The organism is Actinomycetospora flava (genome assembly GCF_037400335.1).
Classification (GTDB): domain Bacteria; phylum Actinomycetota; class Actinomycetes; order Mycobacteriales; family Pseudonocardiaceae; genus Actinomycetospora; species Actinomycetospora flava.
Genome location: NZ_JBBEGM010000001.1, coordinates 190980 through 212323 on the forward strand (window position 1 = coordinate 190980; position 21344 = coordinate 212323).

At 74.0% G+C, this 21344-nt stretch carries 20 protein-coding genes; 1 reads left to right on the forward strand and 19 read right to left on the reverse strand.

Features of this window, described 5'->3' with window-relative positions:
* Window positions 1-58 precede the first annotated feature (58 nt).
* Window positions 59-550, forward strand: coding sequence for an Lrp/AsnC family transcriptional regulator (locus WCD58_RS00920; RefSeq protein WP_337698751.1), 492 nt, complete (start codon window positions 59-61; stop codon window positions 548-550).
* A 5-nt stretch (window positions 551-555) separates the two neighbouring features.
* Here WCD58_RS00920 and mdlC read toward each other — a convergent pair whose 3' ends face one another.
* The 19 genes from mdlC to WCD58_RS01015 all read right to left on the reverse strand — a co-directional run bounded on the left by mdlC (window position 556) and on the right by WCD58_RS01015 (window position 21276).
* Complete coding sequence (gene mdlC / locus WCD58_RS00925) at window positions 556-2124, reverse strand: benzoylformate decarboxylase (RefSeq protein ID WP_337698752.1); 1569 nt, start codon at window positions 2122-2124, stop codon at window positions 556-558.
* A 217-nt stretch (window positions 2125-2341) separates the two neighbouring features.
* Window positions 2342-3628, reverse strand: a complete 1287-nt coding sequence (locus WCD58_RS00930; protein ID WP_337698753.1) for a TrpB-like pyridoxal phosphate-dependent enzyme — start codon at window positions 3626-3628, stop codon at window positions 2342-2344.
* A 14-nt stretch (window positions 3629-3642) separates the two neighbouring features.
* The gene (locus WCD58_RS00935) at window positions 3643-3987 is read right to left on the reverse strand and encodes an RNA polymerase-binding protein RbpA (protein ID WP_337698754.1); all 345 of its coding nucleotides are present in this window, start codon (window positions 3985-3987) and stop codon (window positions 3643-3645) included.
* 57 nt (window positions 3988-4044) lie between these two features.
* Window positions 4045-4281 carry a preprotein translocase subunit SecG gene (gene secG / locus WCD58_RS00940; RefSeq protein ID WP_116707491.1) on the reverse strand — a complete coding sequence of 79 codons (237 nt, stop codon included), beginning with the start codon at window positions 4279-4281 and terminating at the stop codon, window positions 4045-4047.
* Between the two features lie 157 nt (window positions 4282-4438).
* Window positions 4439-5224 carry a triose-phosphate isomerase gene (gene tpiA, locus WCD58_RS00945; RefSeq protein ID WP_337698755.1) on the reverse strand — a complete coding sequence of 262 codons (786 nt, stop codon included), beginning with the start codon at window positions 5222-5224 and terminating at the stop codon, window positions 4439-4441.
* Window positions 5224-6432 (reverse strand): phosphoglycerate kinase, encoded by a 1209-nt coding sequence (locus tag WCD58_RS00950; protein WP_337698756.1) that lies wholly within the window; start codon window positions 6430-6432, stop codon window positions 5224-5226. Before WCD58_RS00950 ends, tpiA begins: the two co-directional genes overlap by 1 nt.
* Window positions 6433-6487: 55 nt before the next feature.
* A complete protein-coding gene (gene gap / locus WCD58_RS00955; protein WP_337698757.1) occupies window positions 6488-7504 on the reverse strand; it encodes a type I glyceraldehyde-3-phosphate dehydrogenase in 1017 nt (338 codons plus the stop codon).
* 131 nt (window positions 7505-7635) lie between these two features.
* Window positions 7636-8625, reverse strand: coding sequence for a DNA-binding protein WhiA (gene whiA, locus WCD58_RS00960; protein ID WP_337698758.1), 990 nt, complete (start codon window positions 8623-8625; stop codon window positions 7636-7638).
* Entirely contained in the window at window positions 8616-9689 is a 1074-nt protein-coding gene (locus WCD58_RS00965) for a gluconeogenesis factor YvcK family protein (protein WP_337698759.1), read from the reverse strand. Before WCD58_RS00965 ends, whiA begins: the two co-directional genes overlap by 10 nt.
* Window positions 9690-9718: 29 nt before the next feature.
* Window positions 9719-10627 carry an RNase adapter RapZ gene (gene rapZ / locus WCD58_RS00970; RefSeq protein ID WP_337698760.1) on the reverse strand — a complete coding sequence of 303 codons (909 nt, stop codon included), beginning with the start codon at window positions 10625-10627 and terminating at the stop codon, window positions 9719-9721.
* The gene (gene uvrC / locus WCD58_RS00975; RefSeq protein ID WP_337698761.1) at window positions 10624-12636 is read right to left on the reverse strand and encodes an excinuclease ABC subunit UvrC; all 2013 of its coding nucleotides are present in this window, start codon (window positions 12634-12636) and stop codon (window positions 10624-10626) included. Before uvrC ends, rapZ begins: the two co-directional genes overlap by 4 nt.
* Before the next feature lie 119 nt (window positions 12637-12755).
* Window positions 12756-13889 (reverse strand): cobalamin-independent methionine synthase II family protein, encoded by a 1134-nt coding sequence (locus tag WCD58_RS00980; RefSeq protein ID WP_337698762.1) that lies wholly within the window; start codon window positions 13887-13889, stop codon window positions 12756-12758.
* Window positions 13890-13917: 28 nt separating this feature from the next.
* The gene (locus WCD58_RS00985; protein ID WP_337698763.1) at window positions 13918-14901 is read right to left on the reverse strand and encodes an MBL fold metallo-hydrolase; all 984 of its coding nucleotides are present in this window, start codon (window positions 14899-14901) and stop codon (window positions 13918-13920) included.
* Between the two features lie 58 nt (window positions 14902-14959).
* On the reverse strand, window positions 14960-15541 hold the full coding sequence (locus tag WCD58_RS00990) for a MarR family transcriptional regulator (protein ID WP_337698764.1): 582 nt from the start codon (window positions 15539-15541) through the stop codon (window positions 14960-14962).
* 209 nt (window positions 15542-15750) lie between these two features.
* Window positions 15751-16044 carry a hypothetical protein gene (locus WCD58_RS00995; protein WP_337698765.1) on the reverse strand — a complete coding sequence of 98 codons (294 nt, stop codon included), beginning with the start codon at window positions 16042-16044 and terminating at the stop codon, window positions 15751-15753.
* A 163-nt stretch (window positions 16045-16207) separates the two neighbouring features.
* Window positions 16208-16954, reverse strand: a complete 747-nt coding sequence (locus WCD58_RS01000; RefSeq protein ID WP_337698766.1) for a PIG-L deacetylase family protein — start codon at window positions 16952-16954, stop codon at window positions 16208-16210.
* Window positions 16955-16964: 10 nt separating this feature from the next.
* Entirely contained in the window at window positions 16965-17804 is an 840-nt protein-coding gene (locus tag WCD58_RS01005) for an SWIM zinc finger family protein (RefSeq protein WP_337698767.1), read from the reverse strand.
* On the reverse strand, window positions 17794-20814 hold the full coding sequence (locus WCD58_RS01010) for a DEAD/DEAH box helicase (protein ID WP_337698768.1): 3021 nt from the start codon (window positions 20812-20814) through the stop codon (window positions 17794-17796). The genes WCD58_RS01005 and WCD58_RS01010 overlap by 11 nt, the downstream gene beginning before the upstream one ends.
* Before the next feature lie 6 nt (window positions 20815-20820).
* Window positions 20821-21276 (reverse strand): Rieske (2Fe-2S) protein, encoded by a 456-nt coding sequence (locus tag WCD58_RS01015; RefSeq protein ID WP_337698769.1) that lies wholly within the window; start codon window positions 21274-21276, stop codon window positions 20821-20823.
* Window positions 21277-21344: the final 68 nt, after the last annotated feature.

A 21344-nucleotide genomic window follows, 5' to 3' on the forward strand; every position in this document is an offset into this window, starting at 1 on the left:
CAATTGTCGAAGGCCCAGGCTCTGGACTCCATGGCGTTCTCACGGGGATAGTGGCCAGATGACTGCAGTTTCCGAAGTCCGGGGCACGTCGCGCCTGGAGAACGACAAGGTGCTCGACGAGACCAACCGGCGCATCCTCGCGGAGCTCGAGGAGGACCCCCGCCAGAGCATGTCGGCGCTGGGCCGGCGGGTCGGGATGTCCGCCCCGGCGGTCACCGAGCGGGTGCAGCGCCTCGAGCGCACGGGTGTGATCCGGGGCTACCGCCTCGACATCGACCCGGGGGCGCTCGGCTACCCGATCGCCGCGTGGGTGCGGGTCCGCCCGGCGCTGGGCCAGGGGAAGATCTCCGAGCAGCTCGCCGCCCGGCAGCCCGAGGTCGTCGAGTGCCACAAGATCACCGGCGAGGACTGCCTGCTCATGCGCGTGCAGGTCCGCGACGTCGCCGACCTCGACCGCGTCCTCGAGATCTGGCAGGACCACGCCGCCACGGTCACCGCGGTCGTGAAGTCGAGCCCGGTGGAGCTGCGGAACATGCCCGTCGACTCCTGACCGCGTCAGGCGACGATCACGTCCAGCACCACCGGTCCGGGCGCCCGCAGCGCGTCGGCGAGGGCGGGCTCGAGCTCGTCCGGGTGCTCGACGCGCACCCCCGCGACGCCCTGGCCGGCGGCGAGGGCGACGAAGTCGAGGCCGGGCAGGGCGGTGCCCACGGGCTTGGTGATGCCGAAATGCTCGGCGAACTGGTCGAGGGCGCGGTAACGGGCGTTGTGCACCACGACGACCGTCAGCGGCACGCCGAGCTGCGCGGCCGACCAGAGCGCCTGGATGCCGTACATCGCGGAGCCGTCGCCGATCAGGGCGACCACCCGCTCGGAGCGCGCCAGTGCCATCCCCACCGCGGCGGGCAGGCCGTGGCCGAGGCCCCCGCTCGCGCAGGTGTAGAAGCTGCCGGCGCGGTCGAAGGGCAAATGGGCGTGCATCGGCCCGCGGGTGGCCGGCGCCTCCTCGACGACGACGGAGTCGGCGGGGCGCAGGTCGGCGAGGGTCTGCAGCAGCAGCGCCTCGGTGATGACGTCGCCGTCGGCCGCGACACGCTCCACCCGCGGCGCCGGGGCCGGCAGCGGGCGGTCCGGCGGGGGCGGCCCGGCGAGCAGGGCCCGCACGCCGTGCCGCACGCCCGTGACCACCGAGGTCCCGACGGGCGTCCAGGCGGCGTGCGCGGGGTCCTCGGTGAGCTGCATCAGCTCGGTGCCCTCGGGGACGGCGGTGTCGCCGGGCACCGCACCCTCGGTGTGGAAGGGGAACACCGGCGAGCCGAGCACCAGCACGAGGTCGTGGGCGTCGAGCGCGGCGCGGATGCCGTCGTGCGCGGCGGGCAGGAAGCCGCCGAAGAGGCGGTGGCGCTCGGGGAAGCCGCAGCGCGGGGACATCGGCGCGACGTACACGCGCGCGGCGTGCCGCTCGGCGAGGGCGACGACGTCGGCGAACGCCCCGTCGCGGTCCACCTCGCCGCCGACCAGGAACGCGGGCGACCGTGCGGCGGCGAGGCGGGTGGCGACGTCGGCGAGCACGTCGGGGTCGCCCGCCACCGTGCCCGCGACGGCGTGGGCGGGCACCGGCGTGGCGGGCTGGTCCCAGTCGTCCACCGGCACCGAGAGCAGCACCGGACCGCAGGGTGGGGTCGTGGCGACGTGGATGGCGCGGGCCAGCGTCGCCGGCACGTCGACCGCGCGGGCGGGCTCGCGGCTGAACTTCACGTAGGGCTCGGGGAACTCCGCCGGGCGCTCGGCGAACAGGAACGGCTCGCCGATCAGCAGCGAGCGGGCCTGCTGCCCGGCGACGAGCACCAGTGGCGTCCGGTTGCGGAACGCGGTGAACACGTTGCCCAGCCCGTGCCCGACCCCGGCGGCGGAGTGCAGGTTCACCAGCGCCGCCCGCCCGGTGCCCTGCGCGTAGCCGTCGGCCGCGCCGACCGCCACCGACTCCTGCAGGCCGAGCACGTAGCGGAAGTCGTCGGGGAAGTCGCGGAACATCGGCAGCTCGGTCGAACCCGGGTTGCCGAAGATCGTCGTGATGCCGTGGCGGCGCAGCACGGCCAGGGACGCCTCCCGGACGGTCACCATGCCGTCACCTCATCACGGTGCGGTGCCCGCCCGCGAGGTCCCTCCCGCTGCCCGGAACCCGCGGGGCGTGGCGATTCCGGCGAAAGGTGCCCCTCACCCGTCTGTCCGACCGAAGGCACCCCTCGCCGGAACGCGGGCCCTCGCCCCGTTCTGGCGAAAGGGTGCCCCTCGCCCATCTATCCGACCGAGGGCGCCCTTCGGTCGGAAACGCGCGGGGTCACGCCGTGGGCTCGTCGACGAGCTCGCCCGACAGGTACTCCTGGTAGGCGGCGAGGTCGAGCAGGCCGTGGCCGCAGTAGTTGAAGAGGATCACGCGCTCCTCGTCCTTCTGCGTCGCGTCGTCGGCCTCCTGGATCACCGACGCGATGGCGTGGCCGGCCTCCGGCGCCGGGACCTTGCCCTCCACGCGCGCGAACAGCACGTTCGCCTCGAACACCGCGCGCTGACGATGGGCCACCGCCTCCATGCGGCCCTCGTGGACCAGCTTGGAGATGATCGGCGAGTCGCCGTGGTAGCGCAGCCCGCCGGCGTGGATGCCGGGCGGCACGAAGTCGTGGCCGAGCGTGTACATGTTCATCAGCGGCGTGAACCCGGCGGTGTCGCCGAAGTCGTACTCGTAGCGGCCCTGGGTCAGGGTCGGGCAGGACGCCGGCTCGGCGGCGAGCAGGCGCACCGACGGGTCGGGCAGGAACGGCAGCGCGACGCCGCCCAGGTTCGAGCCGCCGCCGCACGGCGCGATGACGACGTCGGGCCGGGTCTCCCCCGCGCTCGCCAGCTGCTGCTGCGCCTCGAGGCCGATGACGGTCTGGTGCAGCAGCACGTGGTTGAGCACGGAGCCGAGCGCGTAGTGGGTGTCGTCGCGCCCCACGGCGTCGCGGACCGCGTCGGAGATCGCGGCACCGAGCGAGCCCGGGTGGCCCGGGTCGTCGATCGGCGACGGGACGACGGTGCCGCCCCACGTCTCCATGATCACCTTGCGGTAGGGCTTCTGCTCGAAGCTCTTGCGCACCATGTAGACCGCGCACTCGAGGTCGTACTGCGCGCACGCGAACGCCAGCGCCGTGCCCCACTGGCCCGCGCCGGTCTCGGTGGACAGGCGCGTCATGCCCTCCTTGGCGTTGTAGAACGCCTGGGGCACCGCGGAGTTCGGCTTGTGCGAGCCGGCGGGCGACACCGACTCGTCCTTGAAGTAGATCCGCGCGGTGGTGCCCAGCGCCTTCTCGAGGCGGCGGGCGCGCACCAGCGGCGTGGGCCGCCAGAGGCGCAGGACGTCGAGGACCTCGCCCGGGATGTCGATCCACGGGTCGGCCGACATCTCCTGGCCGATCAGCTCCTGCGCGAAGAGCGGGGCGAGGTCGTCGGGGCCGACGGGCTCCCGTGTCGCCGGGTGCAACGGCGGGTCGAGCGGCGAGGCCAGATGCGGCGCCACGTTGAACCACGCCGTCGGCAGCGCCGACTGCGGGAGGGAGAAGCGGGTGTCTGTGGTGTCAGCTGGAGCCGCCATGACCCCGCATCATGTCAGCTCTCGCCGCGCCGGGCCCGCAGCTTCGCGAGCGCCTCGTCGAGCAGCGCCTCGCCGTCGGCGTCGGAGCGGCGCTCCTTCACGTAGGCCAGGTGGGTCTTGTACGGCTCGGTGCGCTTCGCCGGCGGCGGGTTCTTCTCGTCGGTGTTGGCCGGCAGCCCGCAGCGGGGGCAGTCCCACGACGTGGGGATCTCCGCGTCGACCGCGAAGGACGGGCGCGTCTCGTGCCCGTTGGAGCACCAGAAGGAGATCACGGTGCGCGCCGCGCTCTCCCCGCGCTCGGACTCCCCCATGGGGCCCGAACCCACCCGGGTGCCTCGGATCGCGTTGCCAGTCGCCATCGCCGGAGTACCTCCGCGTCCAGGGGCGGCCCGGCCGCAGGAGGCCCGGGCCGCCCGTCAGCCTTCGATCTTGACGAGCAGCCCGGTGCCGACGATCGAGATCAGCCAGATGGCACCCACGAACAGGGTGAGCCGGTCGAGGTTCTTCTCGACGACGCTCGACCCGGCGAGGCTCGACTGGACACCGCCGCCGAACAGCGACGACAGCCCGCCGCCCCGCCCGCGGTGCAGCAGCACCAGCAGCACCAGCAGGACGCTGGACGCGATGAGCAGGATGTCGAGGAACAGTCGCATGTCGGTGTCCGAGACCTCCGGGTGCCGACCCCGCCCGGTGTGAGCGGGGTTCTGGCCGTCCCGACGTGCGGGATCGGCGCTTGTGGTGCACGATACCCCGCCCCGGTGACGGGCCGGCGTCGACCCGGCGGCCGAACGGGGCATCGTGCCCGGGACGTCAGGGAAGCGGTCCGCCCGCCGCCAGCGCGCACAGCTCCGCGAAGCCCTCCGGGTCGAGGCTGGCCCCGCCGACCAGGGCGCCGTCGACGTCGTCGGACTTCACGAGGTCGGCGACGTTGTTCGACTTCACCGAGCCGCCGTAGAGGATGCGCAGGCCGTCGGCCGTCGGTCCCCCGTGCACCTCGCGGACCCGCTCGCGCAGCGCGTGGCACACCTCCTGGGCGTCGGACACCCCGGCGGTCTTGCCGGTGCCGATCGCCCACACCGGCTCGTAGGCGATGACGATCTTGGCGACGTCGTCGGCCGACAGCCCCGTCAGCGCGGCGTCGAGCTGCTCCGTGCAGTGCGGGACGTGCTCGCCGGCGTCGCGGACCTCCTCGCCCTCCCCCAGGCACAGGATCGGGGTGAGGCCGTGGCGCAGGGCCGCGCGCACCTTGCGGTTGACCAGCTCGTCGTCCTCGCCGTGGATCGTGCGGCGCTCGGAGTGCCCGACGACCACCCAGGTGCAGCCGAGCTTCGCGAGCATCGCCCCCGACACGTCGCCGGTGAACGCCCCGGAGTCCTCCGGAGAGAGGTCCTGGCCGCCGTAGGTGATCGGCATCGAGTCCGCGTCCACGAGCGTCTGGACGCTGCGCAGGTCGGTGAAGGGCGGGAGCACCGCGACGTCGACGACGTCGAAGTACTTGCCGGGCAGCGCGAAGGCGAGCTTCTGGGTCACCCCGATGGCCTCGAGGTGGTTGAGGTTCATCTTCCAGTTGCCGGCGATGAGCGGCTTGCGGGCCATCAGGCGCCCTCCTCGAGAACGGCGATGCCCGGCAGGACCTGGCCCTCGAGGAACTCCAGGGAGGCCCCGCCGCCGGTCGAGATGTGGCCGAAGCGGCTCTCGTCGAGGCCCGCCGCGCGGATCGCCGACGCCGAGTCGCCGCCGCCGATGACGCTGAACGCGGCCGAGTCCGCGACCGCCTCGGCGACCCCGGTGGTGCCCGCCGCGAACGGGGCCATCTCGAACACGCCCATCGGGCCGTTCCAGAACACGGTGGCCGCGTCCGCCAGGTGCGAGCCGAAGAGCCGGACGGTCTCCGGGCCGACGTCGAGGCCCAGCCAGCCCTCGGGCATCTCCGACACCGACACGGTGCGGGTCTGCGCGTTCGCGGAGAACTCCGACGCCACGACGACGTCGGTCGGCAGCACGAGCGTGTCGGCGTACTTGGTCAGCAGTTCCTTGCAGGTGTCGATCTGGTCGGACTCGAGCTTCGAACCGCCGACGTCGTGGCCCTGCGCGGCGAGGAACGTGAAGCACATCGCGCCGCCGACCAGCAGCTTGTCGACCTTCGGCAGCAGGTTCGACAGCACCCCGAGCTTGTCGGACACCTTCGAGCCGCCGAGGATCACGACGTACGGGCGGGCCGGGTCGCCGACCAGCCGGCGCAGCACCTCGGTCTCGCGGGCGACGAGGTCGCCGGCGTAGGCCGGGAGCCGCCGGGCCACGTCGACCACCGACGCCTGCTCGCGGTGCACCACGCCGAACCCGTCGGAGACGAACGCGCCGCCGGGCACCAGGGCCGCCAGCGCGGCCGCCAGGTCCGCGCGCTCCTCGGCGCTGCCGGTCTCCCGCGCGTCGCAGCGCACGTTGGCGAGCATCGCGATCCCGCCGGGCTCGATGCGCCCGACCATCTGCTCGGCCGACTCGCCGACGACGTCCTTCGCGAGGAAGACCCGCTCGTCGAGCAGCTGGCCGAGCCGCCCGGCGACCGCCGAGAGGCTCTCCACCTGGTCGCGCCCGGGCGGCGGGCCGCCCTTCGGCCGGCCCAGGTGCGCGGTGACGACGATCTTCGCCCCGGCCTCGCGGAGCTTGCGGATCGTCGGCAGCGCGGCCTGGATGCGGCCGTCGTCGGTGATCGTGTAGCCGTCGACGGGGACGTTGAGGTCGGCCCGCAGCAGGACGAAGCGGTCCTGCACGCCGTCGGCGATGAGGTCGTCGAGCGTCTTCATCGAATGGTCCAGCTCCCCCATCGGCGTGCTCGATCCGATGCTTCGTGTCCCGACATCAGAGCTTGGAGCCCACGAGCGTCGTCAGGTCGACGACGCGGTTCGAGTAGCCCCACTCGTTGTCGTACCAGCCGACGATCTTCACCGTGCGGTTGCCGAGCACCTTGGTCATGCCGGCGTCGAACGTGCAGGACGCGGGCTCGCCGACGATGTCGGTGGAGACGATCGGGTCCTCGGTGTAGACCAGCACGTTCTTCAGCTCGCCGTCGGCGGCCTTCTTGAATGCGGCGTTGACCTGCTCGACCGTGACGTCGCTGTTCAGCGTCGCGGTGAGGTCGGTGACCGAGCCGTCGATGACCGGCACGCGGTAGGCCAGGCCGTTCAGGCGGCCCTCGAGCTCCGGCAGCGCCAGCGCCGTGGCCTGGGCGGCACCGGTGGTGGTCGGGATGATGTTGTCCGCGGCGGCGCGGGCGCGACGCAGGTCCTTGTGGGGGGCGTCGTGGATGCGCTGGTCGCCGGTGTAGGCGTGGATCGTCGACATGAAGCCGGTCTCGAGCCCGAACGCGTCGTGCAGCACCTTGATCATCGGCGCGACGCAGTTCGTCGTGCACGAGGCGTTGGACAGGATGCTCTGGCTGCCGTCGTAGGACGAGTCGTTGATGCCCATGACGACCGTGAGGTCCTCGCCCTTGGCCGGGGCGGAGATGACGACCTTCTTGGCGCCGGCCTTGAGGTGCTTCCCGGCCGAGTCGGCGTCGGTGAAGATCCCCGACGACTCGATGACGACGTCGACGCCGAGGTCGCCCCACGGCAGCGACGCCGGGTCGCGCTCGGCGAGGGCCTTGATGCTGCGGCCGTTGACGATCAGCGCGTCGTCGGAGACCTCGATGGTGCCGTCGAAGCGGCCGTGCACCGAGTCGTACTTGAGCAGGTGCCCGAGCGTCTTGTTGTCGGTGATGTCGTTGACCGCGAGCACCTCGATGTCGGCGGTGCCCGCCGCGCGCTGCTTCTCGAGCGCGCGGAACACATTCCGTCCGATACGACCGAACCCGTTGATCCCGATACGGACCGTCACTGAACCTCGCCCTGCCTCTCGTGCCTCGGTCGTCTCGCCAGGGGGGTGTCCCCTCTCGCGCCGCACCCTAACGAATCCGGCGCTCCCGTCCTGGTCACGCGAACGACGTCACGGCGCCGCCCGGGGCCGGATCAGGTGTCGGCCATCTCGGCCATCTCCTCGGTCACCACCGAGGACGTGTCGGGGACGCGCATGTCCTTGGCCTTCTTGTCCGCCATCGCCAGCAGACGCCGTATGCGGCCGGCCACCGCGTCCTTGGTCATCGGCGGCTCGGCGAGCTGGCCCAGCTCCTCGAGCGACGCCTGCTCGTGCTCGACGCGCAGGCGCCCGGCCTGCACCAGGTGGTCGGGCACCTCGTCGCCGAGCAGCTCCAGCGCCCGGTTGACGCGCGCCGACGCCGTGACGGCCGCCTTGACCGAGCGGCGCAGGTTGGCGTCGTCGAAGTTCGCCAGGCGGTTGGCCGTCGCGCGCACCTCGCGGCGCATGCGGCGCTCCTCCCAGGCCAGCACCGAGGTGTGCGCGCCGAGGCGGGTGAGCAGGGCGCCGATCGCGTCGCCGTCGCGGACAACGACCCGGTCCGCGCCGCGGACCTCGCGGGCCTTGGCGACCACGCCGAGCCGGCGGGCGGCGCCGACCAGCGCCATCGCCGCCTCCATGCCCGGGCAGGTGATCTCCAGCGCGGAGCTGCGGCCCGGCTCGGTGAGCGAGCCGTGGGCGAGGAACGCCCCACGCCACGCGGCCTCCGCGTCGCACACGCCCCCGGACACGACCTGCGGCGGCAGGCCGCGGACCGGGCGCCCGCGCGGGTCGAGCAGGCCGGTCTGGCGGGCCAGGGAGTCGCCGTCGGCGGCGACCCGCACCACGTAGCGCGTGCCCTTGCGCAGCCCGCCCTGGGACAGGACGTGCACCTCCGGGTTGTGCCCGTACAGGTCGTGGATCTCCCCGCGCAGGCGCCGGGCGCCGGCGCCGGTGTCGAGCTCGGCCTCGACGACGACCCGGCCGCCGACGATGTGCAGGCCCCCGCCGAAGCGCAGGAGGGCCGCGACCTCGGCCCGGCGGCAACACGTCTTGGTCACCGCCAGGCGGCTGAGTTCGTCCTTGACCGCTGCGGTCATGGCCACCTTCGGTCCTCCTCCTGGTGCGGGCGGGCGGGATCGGCTCCCGGCACGGCGACGCCCCCGTGGGCGTCGGTGCCGTTGGTCGCCGGGCCGCCCGAAGGGCCTTCCACCCGGTGGTGGGCGGCCTCGGCGAGGGCCGATGCGAGGGCATCGGGGTCGTGCTGCGGGCTGCCGTCGGCGGCGCCGACGGTGGTGAGCAGGGTGTCCGCGCCGAAGGCCTCGGCGCCGCGGCGCAGCAGGTCCGGCTCGGGGACCGCGGCGGTGTCCGCGACGACGACGTCGAGGCGCAGACGCGGCGCGTGCGCGGCGAGCACCTCGAGGTGCTGCTCGGGCGAGAAGCCCGCCGTCTCGCCGGGCTGCGGGGCGAGGTTGAGCACGAGCACCCGGCGGGCCTCGCTCTCCACCAGCGCGCTGAACAGCTCCGGCACCAGCAGGTGCGGCAGGACGCTGGAGAACCACGACCCCGGCCCGAGGGTGATGACGTCCGCGGCCCGCAGCGCCTCGCAGGCCTCCGGGCACGCCTTGGGCCGGCGGGGATCCAGGCGCACCTGCTGGACGCGCCCGGGGGTCGTCGCCACGGCGACCTGGCCGCGGATCCGGTGGGCGACGTCCCGGTCGTGGTCGCTGCCGGACGATCCGCGGATGCCGGTGACGTCGGCCTCGATGTCGACCGGGTGCGGGCTCATCGGCAGCACCCGGCCGGTGACGCCGAGCAGGTGGCAGGCCTGGTCGAGGGCGGCCACCGGGTCGTCGAGGACCTCCAGCAGGCCGGCGAGCACGAGGTTGCCGACGGCGTGCCCGGCGAGCGCGCCGTGGCCGCCGTAGCGGTGCTCGAACACCCGCTGCCACACGGTGGTCTCCGGGCCGGGGTGCTCCTGCCCGGACAGCGCGCCGAGGGCCATCCGCAGGTCGCCCAGCGGCAGGATGTCCAGCTCGCGGCGGATCCGGCCCGACGAGCCGCCGTCGTCGGCGACCACGACCACGGCGGTGATGTCGTCGGTGAGCCGGCGCAGCGCCGAGAGCGTCGCGTGCAGCCCGTGGCCCCCGCCGAGGGCCACCGCTCTCAACGGACGCTGCGGTCCCCCGCCCACCCCGGTCACTCGCGCCCCACGTCGCGGTGCGACACCGTCACGTGCACGCCGTCCTCGCCGGCCATCCGGCGGGCGAGCTCCTCGGCGACCGCGACGCTGCGGTGCTTGCCCCCGGTGCAGCCCACGGCGACGGTCAGGTAGCGCTTGCCCTCGCGCCGGTAGCCGGCCCCGACCAGGCGCAGCAGCTCGAGGTAGCGGTCGAGGAACTCCTCGGCGCCCTCCTGCGAGAGCACGTAGTCGCGGACCACGTCCTCGCGCCCGTCGTGCTCGCGCAGCTCGGGGATCCAGTGCGGGTTGGGCAGGAAGCGCATGTCGACGACGAGGTCGGCATCCGGCGGCAGGCCGTGCTTGTAGCCGAAGGACACGACGGTGACGCTGTGGCCGACGTCGGCGGCCTCGTCGCCGAACGCCGCCTCGATCGCCGTGCGCAGCTGGTGCACCGACCGGTTCGAGGTGTCGACGACGAGGTCGGCCTGGTCGTGCAGCGGGGCCAGCAGCTCGCGCTCGGCGCGGATCCCGTCGCTGATCCGGCCGTCGCCCTGCAGCGGGTGGGAGCGCCGGTTGGACTCGAACCGGCGGATGAGCACCGCGTCCGACGCGTCGAGGAACAGCACCCGCGGGCGGTGGCCGCGCGCGTCCAGCTCCTTGATGACGGCGCCGAGGTCGGCGGTGAAGGCGCGGCTGCGCACGTCCATCACCACCGCGATGCGCGTGACCTGGCCCGACGAGCGCGCGCCGAGGTCGACCATCGTCTCGATGAGCTCGGGCGGCAGGTTGTCCACGACGAACCAGCCGAGGTCCTCGAGCACCTTGGCGGCCGTGCTGCGCCCGGCCCCCGAGAGGCCCGAGACGATCGCGACCTCGATCCCGCCCGGGTGCGCGGGGTGCACCGGTGGCACCGCGCGTCCGGTCATGTCGTCCCCCCGTCGTTCAGTGCCGCCAGCACCGCCTCGGCGGTGCGCCGGCCGACGCCGGGCACCTCCGTGATGGCCTCGACCGAGGCGGCGCGCAGCTTCTTGACCGAGCCGAAGTGCTTGAGCAGGGCGGTGCGCCGGGCCTCGCCGAGCCCGGGCACGCCGTCGAGCGCCGAGGCGGTCATCCGCGTCGAGCGCTTCTGGCGGTGGTAGGTGATCGCGAAGCGGTGCGCCTCGTCGCGGATGCGCTGGAGCAGGTAGAGCGCCTCGCTCTGGCGCGGCAGGATCGCCGGGTCCTCCTCGCCGGGCAGCCAGACCTCCTCGAGGCGCTTGGCCAGCCCGACCACGGCGACGTCGGTGATGCCGAGATCGCTCAGCACCTCCGCTGCCGCCGCGACCTGCGGAGCGCCGCCGTCGACGACCAGCAGGTTCGGCGGGTACGCGAACTTCCGCGGGCGCCCGGTGGTCGGGTCGATGCCGGGCAGCGGGCCGTCGTCGGCGGGGTCGATCTCCCCCGAGGCCGGGGCACCGTCGCTGGTCTCCCCGGCGCACGCCGTGTCCGTGTGGTCGGGCGCCTCCTCGGCCGTCTCCTTGAGATAGCGGGCGAACCGCCGCCGCACCACCTCGGCGATCGCCGCGACGTCGCCGCCCTCGGCCCCGCCGCGGATCGAGTAGCGCCGGTAGTCGGCCTTCTTCGCGAGCCCGTCCTCGAACACCACGAGGCTCGCGACCACGTCGGAGCCCTGGACGTGCGAGACGTCGGTGCACTCGATGCGCAGGGGCGCGGTGTCGAGGCCCAGCTGCTCCTGGAGCTCCTCGAGCGCCGCGCTGCGGGCGGTGAGGTCGCCGGCGCGGCGCAGCTTGTGCCGGGTCAGCTCCTCGCGGGCGTTGCGCTCGACGGTCTCGGCGAGGGTGCGCTTGTCGCCGCGCTGGGCGACGCGCAGCGACACCCGCGAGCCCCGCAGCTCGGTGAGCCAGGCGGAGATCGCGGCGTTGTCGGGCGGCAGGGCGGGGACGAGCACCTCGCGCGGCACGGGCTGCGCGGCGTCGTCGGCCGAGCCCGCGAGCGCGGCCTGCTCGCCGTAGAACTGCGAGAGGAACTGCCCCACGAGGTCCGGGACGTCGCTGTCGGCCTCGGTCTCGACCACCCAGCCGCGCTGGCCGCGCACCCGCCCGCCGCGGACGTGGAACACCTGCACCGCGGCCTCGAGCTCGTCGGTGGCGAACGCGACGACGTCGGCGTCGGTGCCGTCGCCGAGCACGACCGCCTGCTTCTCGACGACCCGCTTCAGCGCGCCGGCGTCGTCGCGCAGCCGCGCGGCCTTCTCGAAGTCCATGTCGGCCGCGGCGACCTGCATGTCCTTCTCGATGCGGCCGATCAGCTGGTCGGTGTGGCCGCCGAGGAAGTCGCAGAAGTCGAGGACGATCTCGCGGTGCTCCTCGGCGCTGACCCGCCCGACGCAGGGCGCCGCGCACTTGTCGATGTAGCCGAGCATGCACGGGCGCCCGATCTGCCCGTGACGCTTGAACACGCCGCCGGAGCACTGGCGGGCCGGGAACACCCGGGTCAGCAGCTTGACCGTCTCGCGGATCGCCCAGGCGTGGGCGTACGGGCCGAAGTACCGCACGCCCTTGCGCCGCGGGCCCCGGTAGACCCGCAGCTGCGGGTACTCCTCGTTCAGCGTCACCGCGAGGACCGGGTAGGTCTTGTCGTCGCGGTAGCGGACGTTGAACCGCGGGTCGAACTCCTTGATCCAGTTGTACTCGAGCTGGAGGGCCTCGACCTCGGTGGTCACGACCGTCCACTGCACGGCCGCCGCAGTGGTCACCATCCGGCGCGTGCGCGGGTGCAGCCCGGCCACGTCGGCGAAGTAGGAGTTGAGCCTGCTGCGCAGGCTCTTGGCCTTGCCCACGTAGATGACGCGCCCGTTCTCGTCCGAGAACCGGTACACGCCGGGCGCCTCCGGGATGCTCCCCGGCGCGGGTCGGTACGTCTGCGGGTCGGCCATGGTGACCCCCAGCGTAGGCGCGTCCGTCCGGAGACCCGGCGTGCACCCGGATGGGTGGAATCGGCGTGTCGCGCGGCGTGTCTCGGCGTGTCGGCGTCACGCCGCGCCGTGGTCGCGCGTTAGGAGCGGACCAGTGCCGCCCCCTCCGCGATGGCGCGCAGCTTCATCTCCGCGACCGTGGGGCCGACCCGCCCGAAGCCGACGAACGTGCCGAAGCCGCAGTCGGTGCCGGCCATGACGCGGTCGGTGCCCACGACCCTCGCGAACCGCTCGAGGCGCTGCGCGATGAGCCGCGGGTGCTCGACGATGTTGTTCAGCGTGTCGACGACCCCGGGCAGCAGGACCTTGTCCTCGGGGATCGCCATCTCCGCGACGTCGGCCCACTCGTGCTCGTGACGGGGGTTGGCCGCCTCGAACGAGATCGTCTGCGGGCGCCCGGCGAGCACCGGCGGGAGCAGCTCGGCGAGCGGGGCGTCGAAGTGGTGCGGGCCCTCGTAGTTGCCCCAGCACAGGTGCAGGCGCACCCGGGAGGGGTCGATGCCCTCGAGGGCCCGGTCGATGGCCGCCATGTGGCGCTCGGCGAAGCCGACGAGGCCCCGGCGCTCGACCTCGTCCCCGCACCAGAACCGGGTGTGCCCGGCCATCGGGATGTCCGGGCAGTCGAGCTGCAGGACCAGGCCCGCGTCGACGATCGCGCGGTACTCGTGCGCCATCGCGTCGGCGAGCGCGTCGAGGTAGCTGTCGTAGTCGGGATAGTGCAGGTTCGGGCTGCAGGTCGCGATGCAGCCCGGCGAGGCGGCGGGCATGAACGCGCCGGCGTCCGCGGTGTGGCCGGTCTTGTCGAGCGCGAGGCGCAGGGTGTCGATGTCCTTCTGCACCGCGGCGGCGCCGGTGTAGCTCACGGGGCCCTCGCAGTTCGCCGGCATGATGTGCGCGCCGGCCTCCCCGCCGTACTGCGCGATCGCCAGCTCCGGCGCGGCCTCGAGGTCGTCGATGCTCCAGGCGCCGGCCTGCCCGCCGAAGCCGTCGAGACGCTCGCGGACGTAGTTGACGAAGCCCGGCTTGCCCATCTCGCCGTCGGAGACGACGTCGATGCCGGCGCCGTGCTGCATCGCCACCACGTCGTGCACGGCGTCGGTGATCGCGGCGTCGAGCTCGCCGGCGTCGCCCTTGCCCTCCTGGTGGAGATACATCAGGCGGGTCAGCGTCTCCGGGCGCGGGAGGCTGCCGACGTGGGTGGTGCGAACGGTCATGATCGTGTCCTCGGGGTCGGGAGGCGTGTCAGGAGGCGGGGGTGGCCGTGGCCCGGGTGAAGGTGTCGGGCGCGAAGCCCTCGAGCGCGGCGATCTTGGTGAGCACCGTCAGCCGGTCCGGCCGCGGGATCGTCGGGTCGAGCTGCTGGTAGACGTTCAGGACGTTCTGCGCGAGGCGGCCGTGCTCGGGGAGCCCGGCGAACTTCCCGAGCTCGATCGACTCGATCGCGGCGTCGACGTCCAGCCCGTCCTCGTAGCGCTGCCGCGCCTGGGTCTGGACGGTCACGAGGTACTCGCGCATCAGGGAGACCTCCGGCTTGCCGCTGACCGGCCCGTGACCCGGAACGATCACCGTCACGTCGAGGTCGAGGATGAGGTCGAGGGCGGCGATCCAGCGGTCGATCGGCCCGGCCCAGGCGATCGGGGTGCCGCCGACGAACAGGATGTCGCCGGCGTAGAGCAGGCGTGCGTCCGGCACGTGGACGAGCGCGTCGCCGGGCGTGTGCGCCGGCCCGACCTGGATGAGCCGGACCTCGCGGCCGCCGACGTCGACGCTCTCCTCGCCGGTGAACGTGCGGTCCGGGCCGGTCGCGGTGATCCCGTCCAGGGCGAACGGGCCGAAGATGTGCCGGGCGAAGTCGCCGAGCGTGCCGTCGAGGCGCTTGACGAGCGCGACCGCGTCCACGGTCTCCTGCGTGATCAGCTCGGCGGCCGCGGCCGACGCGAGGATCTCGACGTCGCGCGAGGCGACGAGCTCGTTGCCGTTGATGTGGTCCGGGTCCGAGTGGGTGTTGACCAGCGTGCGCAGCGGGTGCGCGTCGGTGATCGGCCGCAGCCCGTCGAGCATCTCCCGCGTCAGCGGGAGGTCGAACAGCGTGTCGACGAGCAGCGAGGCGCCCGACCCCGTGATCAGGCCGGCGTTGCTCCAGCCCCAGCTCCCGTCGGGCTGCAGCCAGGCGTGGCAGCCCTCGCCGAGGTCGTGGAGTCCTTTGCGGTAGTCCAGGGCGCTCATCGCCGTCCTCTCCCGGGGTCCCCGAACCCGTACTCGGGTACGGATTCGAGTTCGGAACCTAGGACAGGGTGTGATCCGAATCAACACTGGAGTACAGGTTCGTACGCCGCGTATCGGGTCGTGTACGGCGCGCGAGCCGGTCGCGGGCGTCGGTGAGGCCGGCGGCGCGCTGGTGGAGGGCGTCCCCCATCGCGACGATCCAACGGGTCACGACCTGCAGCTCGGCGTCGCTGAAGCGGCTCTGGCGGGCGACCAGCTCCTCGACCAGCTGCCGCCACGGCGCGGTCTCGCCGGGCGGGACGTCGGCCGTGACGACGGTGCGGCGCCGATCCTCCTCGTCCTGCCGGCGCACGACCTTGCCGAGGGCCACGAGCCGGTCGACGACCGGCGTCGTCCCGGCACGCGTGAGCCCGAGGCGTTCGGCGAGCGCCGTCATCGACATCGCCCGCGGGCGGTCGAGGATCTGCAGCGCGGCGAGCTCGACCTCCCGGAGTCCGAGCAGCCGCGCCTGCTCGTGGTGGTGGCGCCGGAGCGCGACCGCGAGGACCTCCACGAGGGCCGCGGCGGGCCACCGGCGGTCGGCGAGCCGGTAGCGCTCCAGCTCGGCCTCGGCCGCCGCCTGCCGCTCCGCGTCGTCCACCGACTCCTCCCCTGGTCCGGACCGACGCTACGGAGATGACGTCCCGGCCGGGGGCGCTTCCGGGGAAACCGACGAGGACGTCCTGGCTTTCGTGAGAACGCTTCGGAAATCGAAGCGTTCTCACCGAAGAGACGGCGTCCTCGACCGGACCCACACGACGACGGCCCGCGAGCCGGAGCTCGCGGGCCGTCGGGAAGAGCAGTGTCGGGTCAGGCGGGGGTGGCGTCCGCCGGGGCGGGCTCGCCGGGCCGGCGGCCGAGGATCTCGGCGAAGAACGCCTCGAGGTGCGTGGGGCGCCCGGCGGCGTCGAGCGTGGGGTGCTCGCGGAGACCGGCGGCCGCTTCGTCGACCGCCGCCTCCACGAGCGCGCGCTCCTCCGAGCTCACGACGAGGAAGCCGCGCAGGGAGCCGTGCCACGGACGGCGCCACTGGAGGTAGGTGAGGTCCGTGTCGTCGATGTCCTGCATCTGGACACGGTTGCCGAGCCACTGGAGGTCGCTCATGAGGTTTCTCCTCTACGGCCGGGGAGCGGTGCCGACGTGTCAGGTGGAGACGACGTCGGCCCCTCGCGGCAGATACCAGGCTGACCGCTCGCGCACCGTCGGTAAACCGTAGGCGACGTTGTGTAGCTCACCTCGTCGGGTGCATCACTCGGTCGGCCGCGCCCTAACGGGTGTCGAGGACGAGATAGCCCTCGGCCAGGCGCTTCTCGCCGAACTCCGCGGCCTTCGCCTGGGAGCGGCCCCACCCCCACATGCGCCCGCTGAGGTCGTCCATGTGGGCGGTCTGGCTCTTGTGCGCCCGCAGCGCGTCGACCTTGCGCTCGAACGCGTCGGTGGTGTCCACGTAGTGGTCGGCGCCCTCCCCCATGTGGCTGATCCAGACCTCGGCGACCGTGTGCGCCGCCAGGCCCTCCTCGGCGAGGAGCTCGGGGTGGGCGAACGGGTTGCGGGCGTCCGGGTAGACCGCGCACATGACGGCCTCGCCGGCCGCGGTGTGGTCGGGATGGCTGCCGTACATCGAGCGCAGGTTGCGCGTCGGGGACTGGGTGACGACCCGGTCCGGGCGGACCTGGCGGATGACGCGCGCGAGATCGCGGCGCAGCTCGTGGGTGACGTAGAGCCGGCCGTCGGGCCAGCCGAGGAAGTGGAACTCGTCGACCCCGAGGATCGCGCCCGCGGCCTGCTGCTCCTCGCGGCGGAGGGTCGCCATGTCGGTGCGGCTGACCTCCTCGTCGAACCCGCCCGCGTCGCCGTCGGTGATCAGGCAGTAGACGACGCGGTGGCCCGCGTCGGTCCACGTGGCGACCGATCCGCCGTTGCCGAAGTCGATGTCGTCGGGGTGCGCGACCATCACGAGGATGGTCAGCGGCGCGGTGCCTCGTTCGGTCTCAGGGGTCTGATCGGACTCCACCCCTCCAGTCCTACCCCACCTCACCGACACCCGGCTCGGCGAGCCGCCGGTACAGCGGGCGCAGCACCTCGCGGACGTCGGTGCCGTCGTCGAGGGTCAGCGGCGGCAGCTCGTCGAGCAGGGCGTCGGCGGCCGGGGCGCGGGTGTGGTCCGGCGGGTCCGGGATCGGGACGCCGGGGCGGTGGAAGCGGTCGAGGAGCTCCTCGAGCGCGGTGGGGGCGCCGGCGCCCGCGTCGCGGCGGTCGCGCAGCGCGGCGAGCAGGGTGGCCCGATCGCGGCCGCGCCAGCGCAGGAGGGCGAACGGGTCGACGTCGAACTCCTCGGCGGCGAGGTACGCGACGGCCGCGAGGTGCTTGCAGGGCACCGACCAGTCCGGGCACGAGCAGTCCATCGGCAGCTCCGCCGACCCCTGCGGGAACAGCGAGAGGCCCACGCGCGCGAGGACGTCCTCGAGGTCGTCGGGGACCTCCCCGGCGAGCAGGGCGGCCGCGTACCAGGAGTCGGCGGCCAGGGCGTCGAGCACCGCGTCCCACGCCTCGTCGGCGAAGGGCCGCAGGCCGATGCGCGCGCGGTAGGGCTCGTCGCGGCTGCCCTGGACGGTCGCGGTGATCGCGCCGGCGTCGATGGTGAGGTCGACGACCTGCCCCGCCCGCGCGTAGGTCTTGCCCCGCGTGAGGCGTCCGCCGACCCCGAGCTCGGTGAGCACGGCGAGGAAGCGCCCCGACCACCACGACTCCCCGATGTCGCCGCGGCGGCTGCGGGCGACGATGCCGTCCTCGACGGGCTTGCGCCTGCCGAACTCCTCGAACCTCTCGGAGAACCGGGGCCCCGAGCGCGTCTCACGCACCATCGTCGTCGTCCTCCTCCCCCAGGTCCTCCTCCGCCTCGGCGTCGAGCGTGAGCACCTTCGCGAGCTCGTCGGTCGACAGGTCGGTGAGCCAGTCCTCGCCGTCGCGCACCGCGAGGTCGGCGAGCGCCCGCTTGTTCGCGACGAGCTCGTCGATCCTCTCCTCCAGCGTGCCCGCGCAGACGAGCTTGCGGACGCCCACGGTGCGCTTCTGGCCGATGCGGAAGGCGCGGTCGGTGGCCTGGTCCTCGACGGCGGGGTTCCACCAGCGGTCGAGGTGCACGACGTGCTGGGCGGCCGTGAGCGTGATGCCGGTGCCGCCGGCGCGCAGCGAGAGCAGGAAGAGCGAGGGCCCGTCCCCGGACTGGAAGCGCTCGACCATCGTGTCGCGCGCGCTGCGCGACACCCCGCCGTGCAGCCAGGCGACCTCGGTGTCGAAGCGGGCGGCGAGGTGCGGGGCGAGCATGTCCCCGAACGCCGCGAACTGCGTGAACAGCAGCGCCCTGTCCCCCGCCGCGAGCACCTCGGCGAGGATCTCCTCGAGCCGCGCGATCTTCCCGGAGCGCCGCCCGACCGGGGAGCCGTCGTGCAGCAGCAGAGCCGGGTGGTCGCAGACCTGCTTGAGCTTGGTCATCGCGGCGAGCACGCGGCCCCGGCGCTCGATCCCCGGCTCGACGTCGTCGAGCTTGTCGAGCATCTCGTCGACGACGACGCGGTAGAGCGAGGCCTGCTCGCCGGTGAGCCCGCACCGTTCGACGGTCTCGATCTTGTCGGGCAGGTCGTCGACGACCGTGGGGTCGGTCTTGAGGCGCCGGAGCAGGAAGGGGCGGGTGCGCCGGCGCAGGTCCTCGGCGACGTCGACCCGTCCGTGGCGCTCGACGGGCACGGCGTAGCGCTCGCGGAAGGCGGTGGCGCTGCCGAGCATGCCCGGGTTCACCGCGTCCATGATCGACCAGAGCTCGGCGAGGCGGTTCTCGACCGGCGTGCCGGTGAGCGCCAGGCGGTGCTCGGCGTCGAGGCGCCGGACGGCCTTCGCCCCGCGGGACCGGTTGTTCTTGACCATCTGGGCCTCGTCGAGCACGACCCGGTGCCAGGCGATGTCGCTCAGGGCGTCGGTGTCGCGCACGAGGGTGCCGTAGGACGTGACGACGAGGTCGGCGTCGGCGGCCTTGCCGGCCGGGTCGTCGCGCCCGGCGCCGTGATGCACGGCGACCCGCAGCTCCGGGACGAACCGCTCGGCCTCGCGCCGCCACGTGGAGACCACCGAGGTGGGGCAGACGAGCAGGGTGGGACCGGGGTCGTGGCCGGCGCGCTCGTGCGCCTCCAGAGCCAGGACCTGCAGCGTCTTGCCCAGCCCCATGTCGTCGGCGAGCACGCCGCCGAGGCGGAGGTTCGCGAGGAAGGCGAGCCACGACAGCCCGCGCCGCTGGTAGGGGCGCAGGGTCGCGCGGACGGTCGCGGGGGCGTCGAGGGGCTCGAGGGTGCTGCCGCCGGCGAGGAGGTCGCCGAGCTCGCCGCCGAGGCGCAGCGACTCGACCGGCAGCGGCGCCGGGACGTCGTCGGGGTGCGTGATCGCGAGGTGCAGGACGTCGCCGACGGTCGGGCGGTCGCGCCGCTCGGCGAGGAACGCGAGCCCGTCGCGCAAGCGGTCGGCGTCGAGGGCCACCCAGCGCCCGCGCAGGCGCACCAGCGGCGCCTTGGCGCGCACGAGGGCGTCCATCTCCTCGTTCGTGAGCTCCTCGCCGTCGACCGCGAGGCGCCAGGAGAAGTCGACGAGGTCGTCCTTGCCGATCTTCGCGCCGGTGTCGACGACGCCGTCCGGGCGCTCGGCGTGCCCGCCGGCCGCGGCCAGCCCGAGGCGCGCGGGACCCGCCCGCCAGCCCGTCGGGAGCAGGACGCCGAAGCCGGCGCGGTCGAGGTCGGCGGCGACGTGGGCGAGGAAGTGGTGGGCGCCGGCGAGGTCGAGGTCCATGCCGCCGGGGCGCGGGACGCGCAGCGCCTCGCCGAGCTCGGGGTAGACGCGCGCGGCGCGGCCGAGCTCGCCGAGCAGGACCTCGGCGGGGTCGTCGAGCCAGCGGCGCAACGCGGTGGGGTCGCGCCACACGGTGTCGGCGTCGACGGTGAGGCTGGGGTCCTGGGCCGACTGCAGCGAGAAGGTCAGCCGGAAGACCGGTTCGGGCTCCTCGAGCGCATGCCCGAGACGGTCGACGACCACCTCGTCGAGCCGGAACGACACCCGCGCCGGCCCGGCGTGCGGGGCGCCGACGACGGCCCAGCGGCGCAGCCCGGCAGCGAGCGCGTCGGGCGGGGCGGGGTCGCCGAGCACGGGCTCGTCGCCGAGGGCGTGCGCCCAGTCCGGGGCGGCGGCGAGCTCCTCGGAGCCGGTGATCCGGGCGCGGGCGTGGGCGTCGACCGCGGCGGCCAGCGCGCCCTCCACGACCGCCGGGGCGCTCACCGGCTCCTCCCCCGGCACGCGCTCGCAGCGGCAGACCGGCGGCAGCGCGGCGGCGAGGGTGTCGGCGGCGACGAGGTCGGGACCCTGGAGGACGGGGCGCCAGGTCAGGCCGGCGTGCTCCTCGTCGGGCTCCGGGAGCACCCGGCCCCGCGTCACGAGGTCGGCGGCCAGCGCGTCGACCGCCCGCAGCGCGGCCACCGAGGGGCTCGCGCGCATCCCCGCCGGCGGCGCCGGCGGCGGGGCCCCGGGCGGGAGCTCGAACACCGGGACGGTCCAGTCGGCGAGCACCGGGGTGCCGGGCGCGGGGCCGGTCTCCTCGCGGTCGAGGTCGTCGGAGTCGCGCGGGGCGTCGGGGTCCGAGGGCAGGGCGAGGACCGCGACGCCCGCGGTCGCCGTCGTCGTGCCCCACACGGCGGCCAGCCGCTCGGCCGGCACCGCGAACGGGTGCGGGCGGGCGCCCCGGCGCGCACGGCTGGTGCTGCGGGGCGGGAGCTCGGGGTCCTCGGCCCAGACGCAGACACCGCGTCCCGGCGACCAGAGGGCGTGCAGGGCGAGCACGGGCGCTCAGTTCACCTGCACGGTGCCGTTCATGACGCTGACGGGCACCTCGGTGAGCCCGGTGTCGGCCGGGCCCTTCCGCAGGGCGCCGGTGGCGGCGTCGAACTGGCTGAAGTGGTTCGGGCAGGTGATGACGCCGTTCTCCGGCGGGTCGACCGTGGTGCCCTGGTGCGGGCAGGAGGCGTCGAAGCCCTTGAACTCCCCCGCGGTCGGCTGGACCAGGAGGACCTCGCGGTCGCCCGCGGTGACGATCGTGCCGCCGCCGACCGGGATGCGGGAGACCGGCGTGCCGCCCCCGACCGTCGTCTCGGTGCCAGGCGCGGGCGTCGGGGACGGCGCCGGGGCCGCCGCCGGCGCTCCCCCGCCGCCCGACGAGCAGGCCGCGAGCGCGCCGGGTGCGGTGAGGGCGACCGCGAGCCCGCAGAGCATCGTGCGACGGCTGGGACCGGTGGTGGTGGACACCGAGCAACCTCCGTGATCGTCAGGGTGACCGAGTGATCGTGGAACCCCAGTCTGCCCGCGCCCCCCGT

Excerpts from the sequence above, each read along its gene's own strand:
- tpiA (WP_337698755.1), bottom strand. The coding sequence starts at position 5,224 with ATGGCCCGCAAGCCGCTCATCGCCGGCAACTGGAAGATGAACCTCAAC.
- WCD58_RS00985 (WP_337698763.1), bottom strand. The coding sequence starts at position 14,901 with ATGAGCGCCCTGGACTACCGCAAAGGACTCCACGACCTCGGCGAGGGC.
- uvrC (WP_337698761.1), bottom strand. The coding sequence starts at position 12,636 with ATGGCCGACCCGCAGACGTACCGACCCGCGCCGGGGAGCATCCCGGAG.
- WCD58_RS01005 (WP_337698767.1), bottom strand. The coding sequence starts at position 17,804 with ATGGTGCGTGAGACGCGCTCGGGGCCCCGGTTCTCCGAGAGGTTCGAG.
- WCD58_RS00980 (WP_337698762.1), bottom strand. The coding sequence starts at position 13,889 with ATGACCGTTCGCACCACCCACGTCGGCAGCCTCCCGCGCCCGGAGACG.
- mdlC (WP_337698752.1), bottom strand. The coding sequence starts at position 2,124 with ATGGTGACCGTCCGGGAGGCGTCCCTGGCCGTGCTGCGCCGCCACGGC.
- WCD58_RS00930 (WP_337698753.1), bottom strand. The coding sequence starts at position 3,628 with ATGGCGGCTCCAGCTGACACCACAGACACCCGCTTCTCCCTCCCGCAG.
- WCD58_RS00935 (WP_337698754.1), bottom strand. The coding sequence starts at position 3,987 with ATGGCGACTGGCAACGCGATCCGAGGCACCCGGGTGGGTTCGGGCCCC.
- WCD58_RS00920 (WP_337698751.1), top strand. The coding sequence starts at position 59 with ATGACTGCAGTTTCCGAAGTCCGGGGCACGTCGCGCCTGGAGAACGAC.
- WCD58_RS00950 (WP_337698756.1), bottom strand. The coding sequence starts at position 6,432 with ATGAAGACGCTCGACGACCTCATCGCCGACGGCGTGCAGGACCGCTTC.
- secG (WP_116707491.1), bottom strand. The coding sequence starts at position 4,281 with ATGCGACTGTTCCTCGACATCCTGCTCATCGCGTCCAGCGTCCTGCTG.
- rapZ (WP_337698760.1), bottom strand. The coding sequence starts at position 10,627 with ATGACCGGACGCGCGGTGCCACCGGTGCACCCCGCGCACCCGGGCGGG.
- WCD58_RS00995 (WP_337698765.1), bottom strand. The coding sequence starts at position 16,044 with ATGAGCGACCTCCAGTGGCTCGGCAACCGTGTCCAGATGCAGGACATC.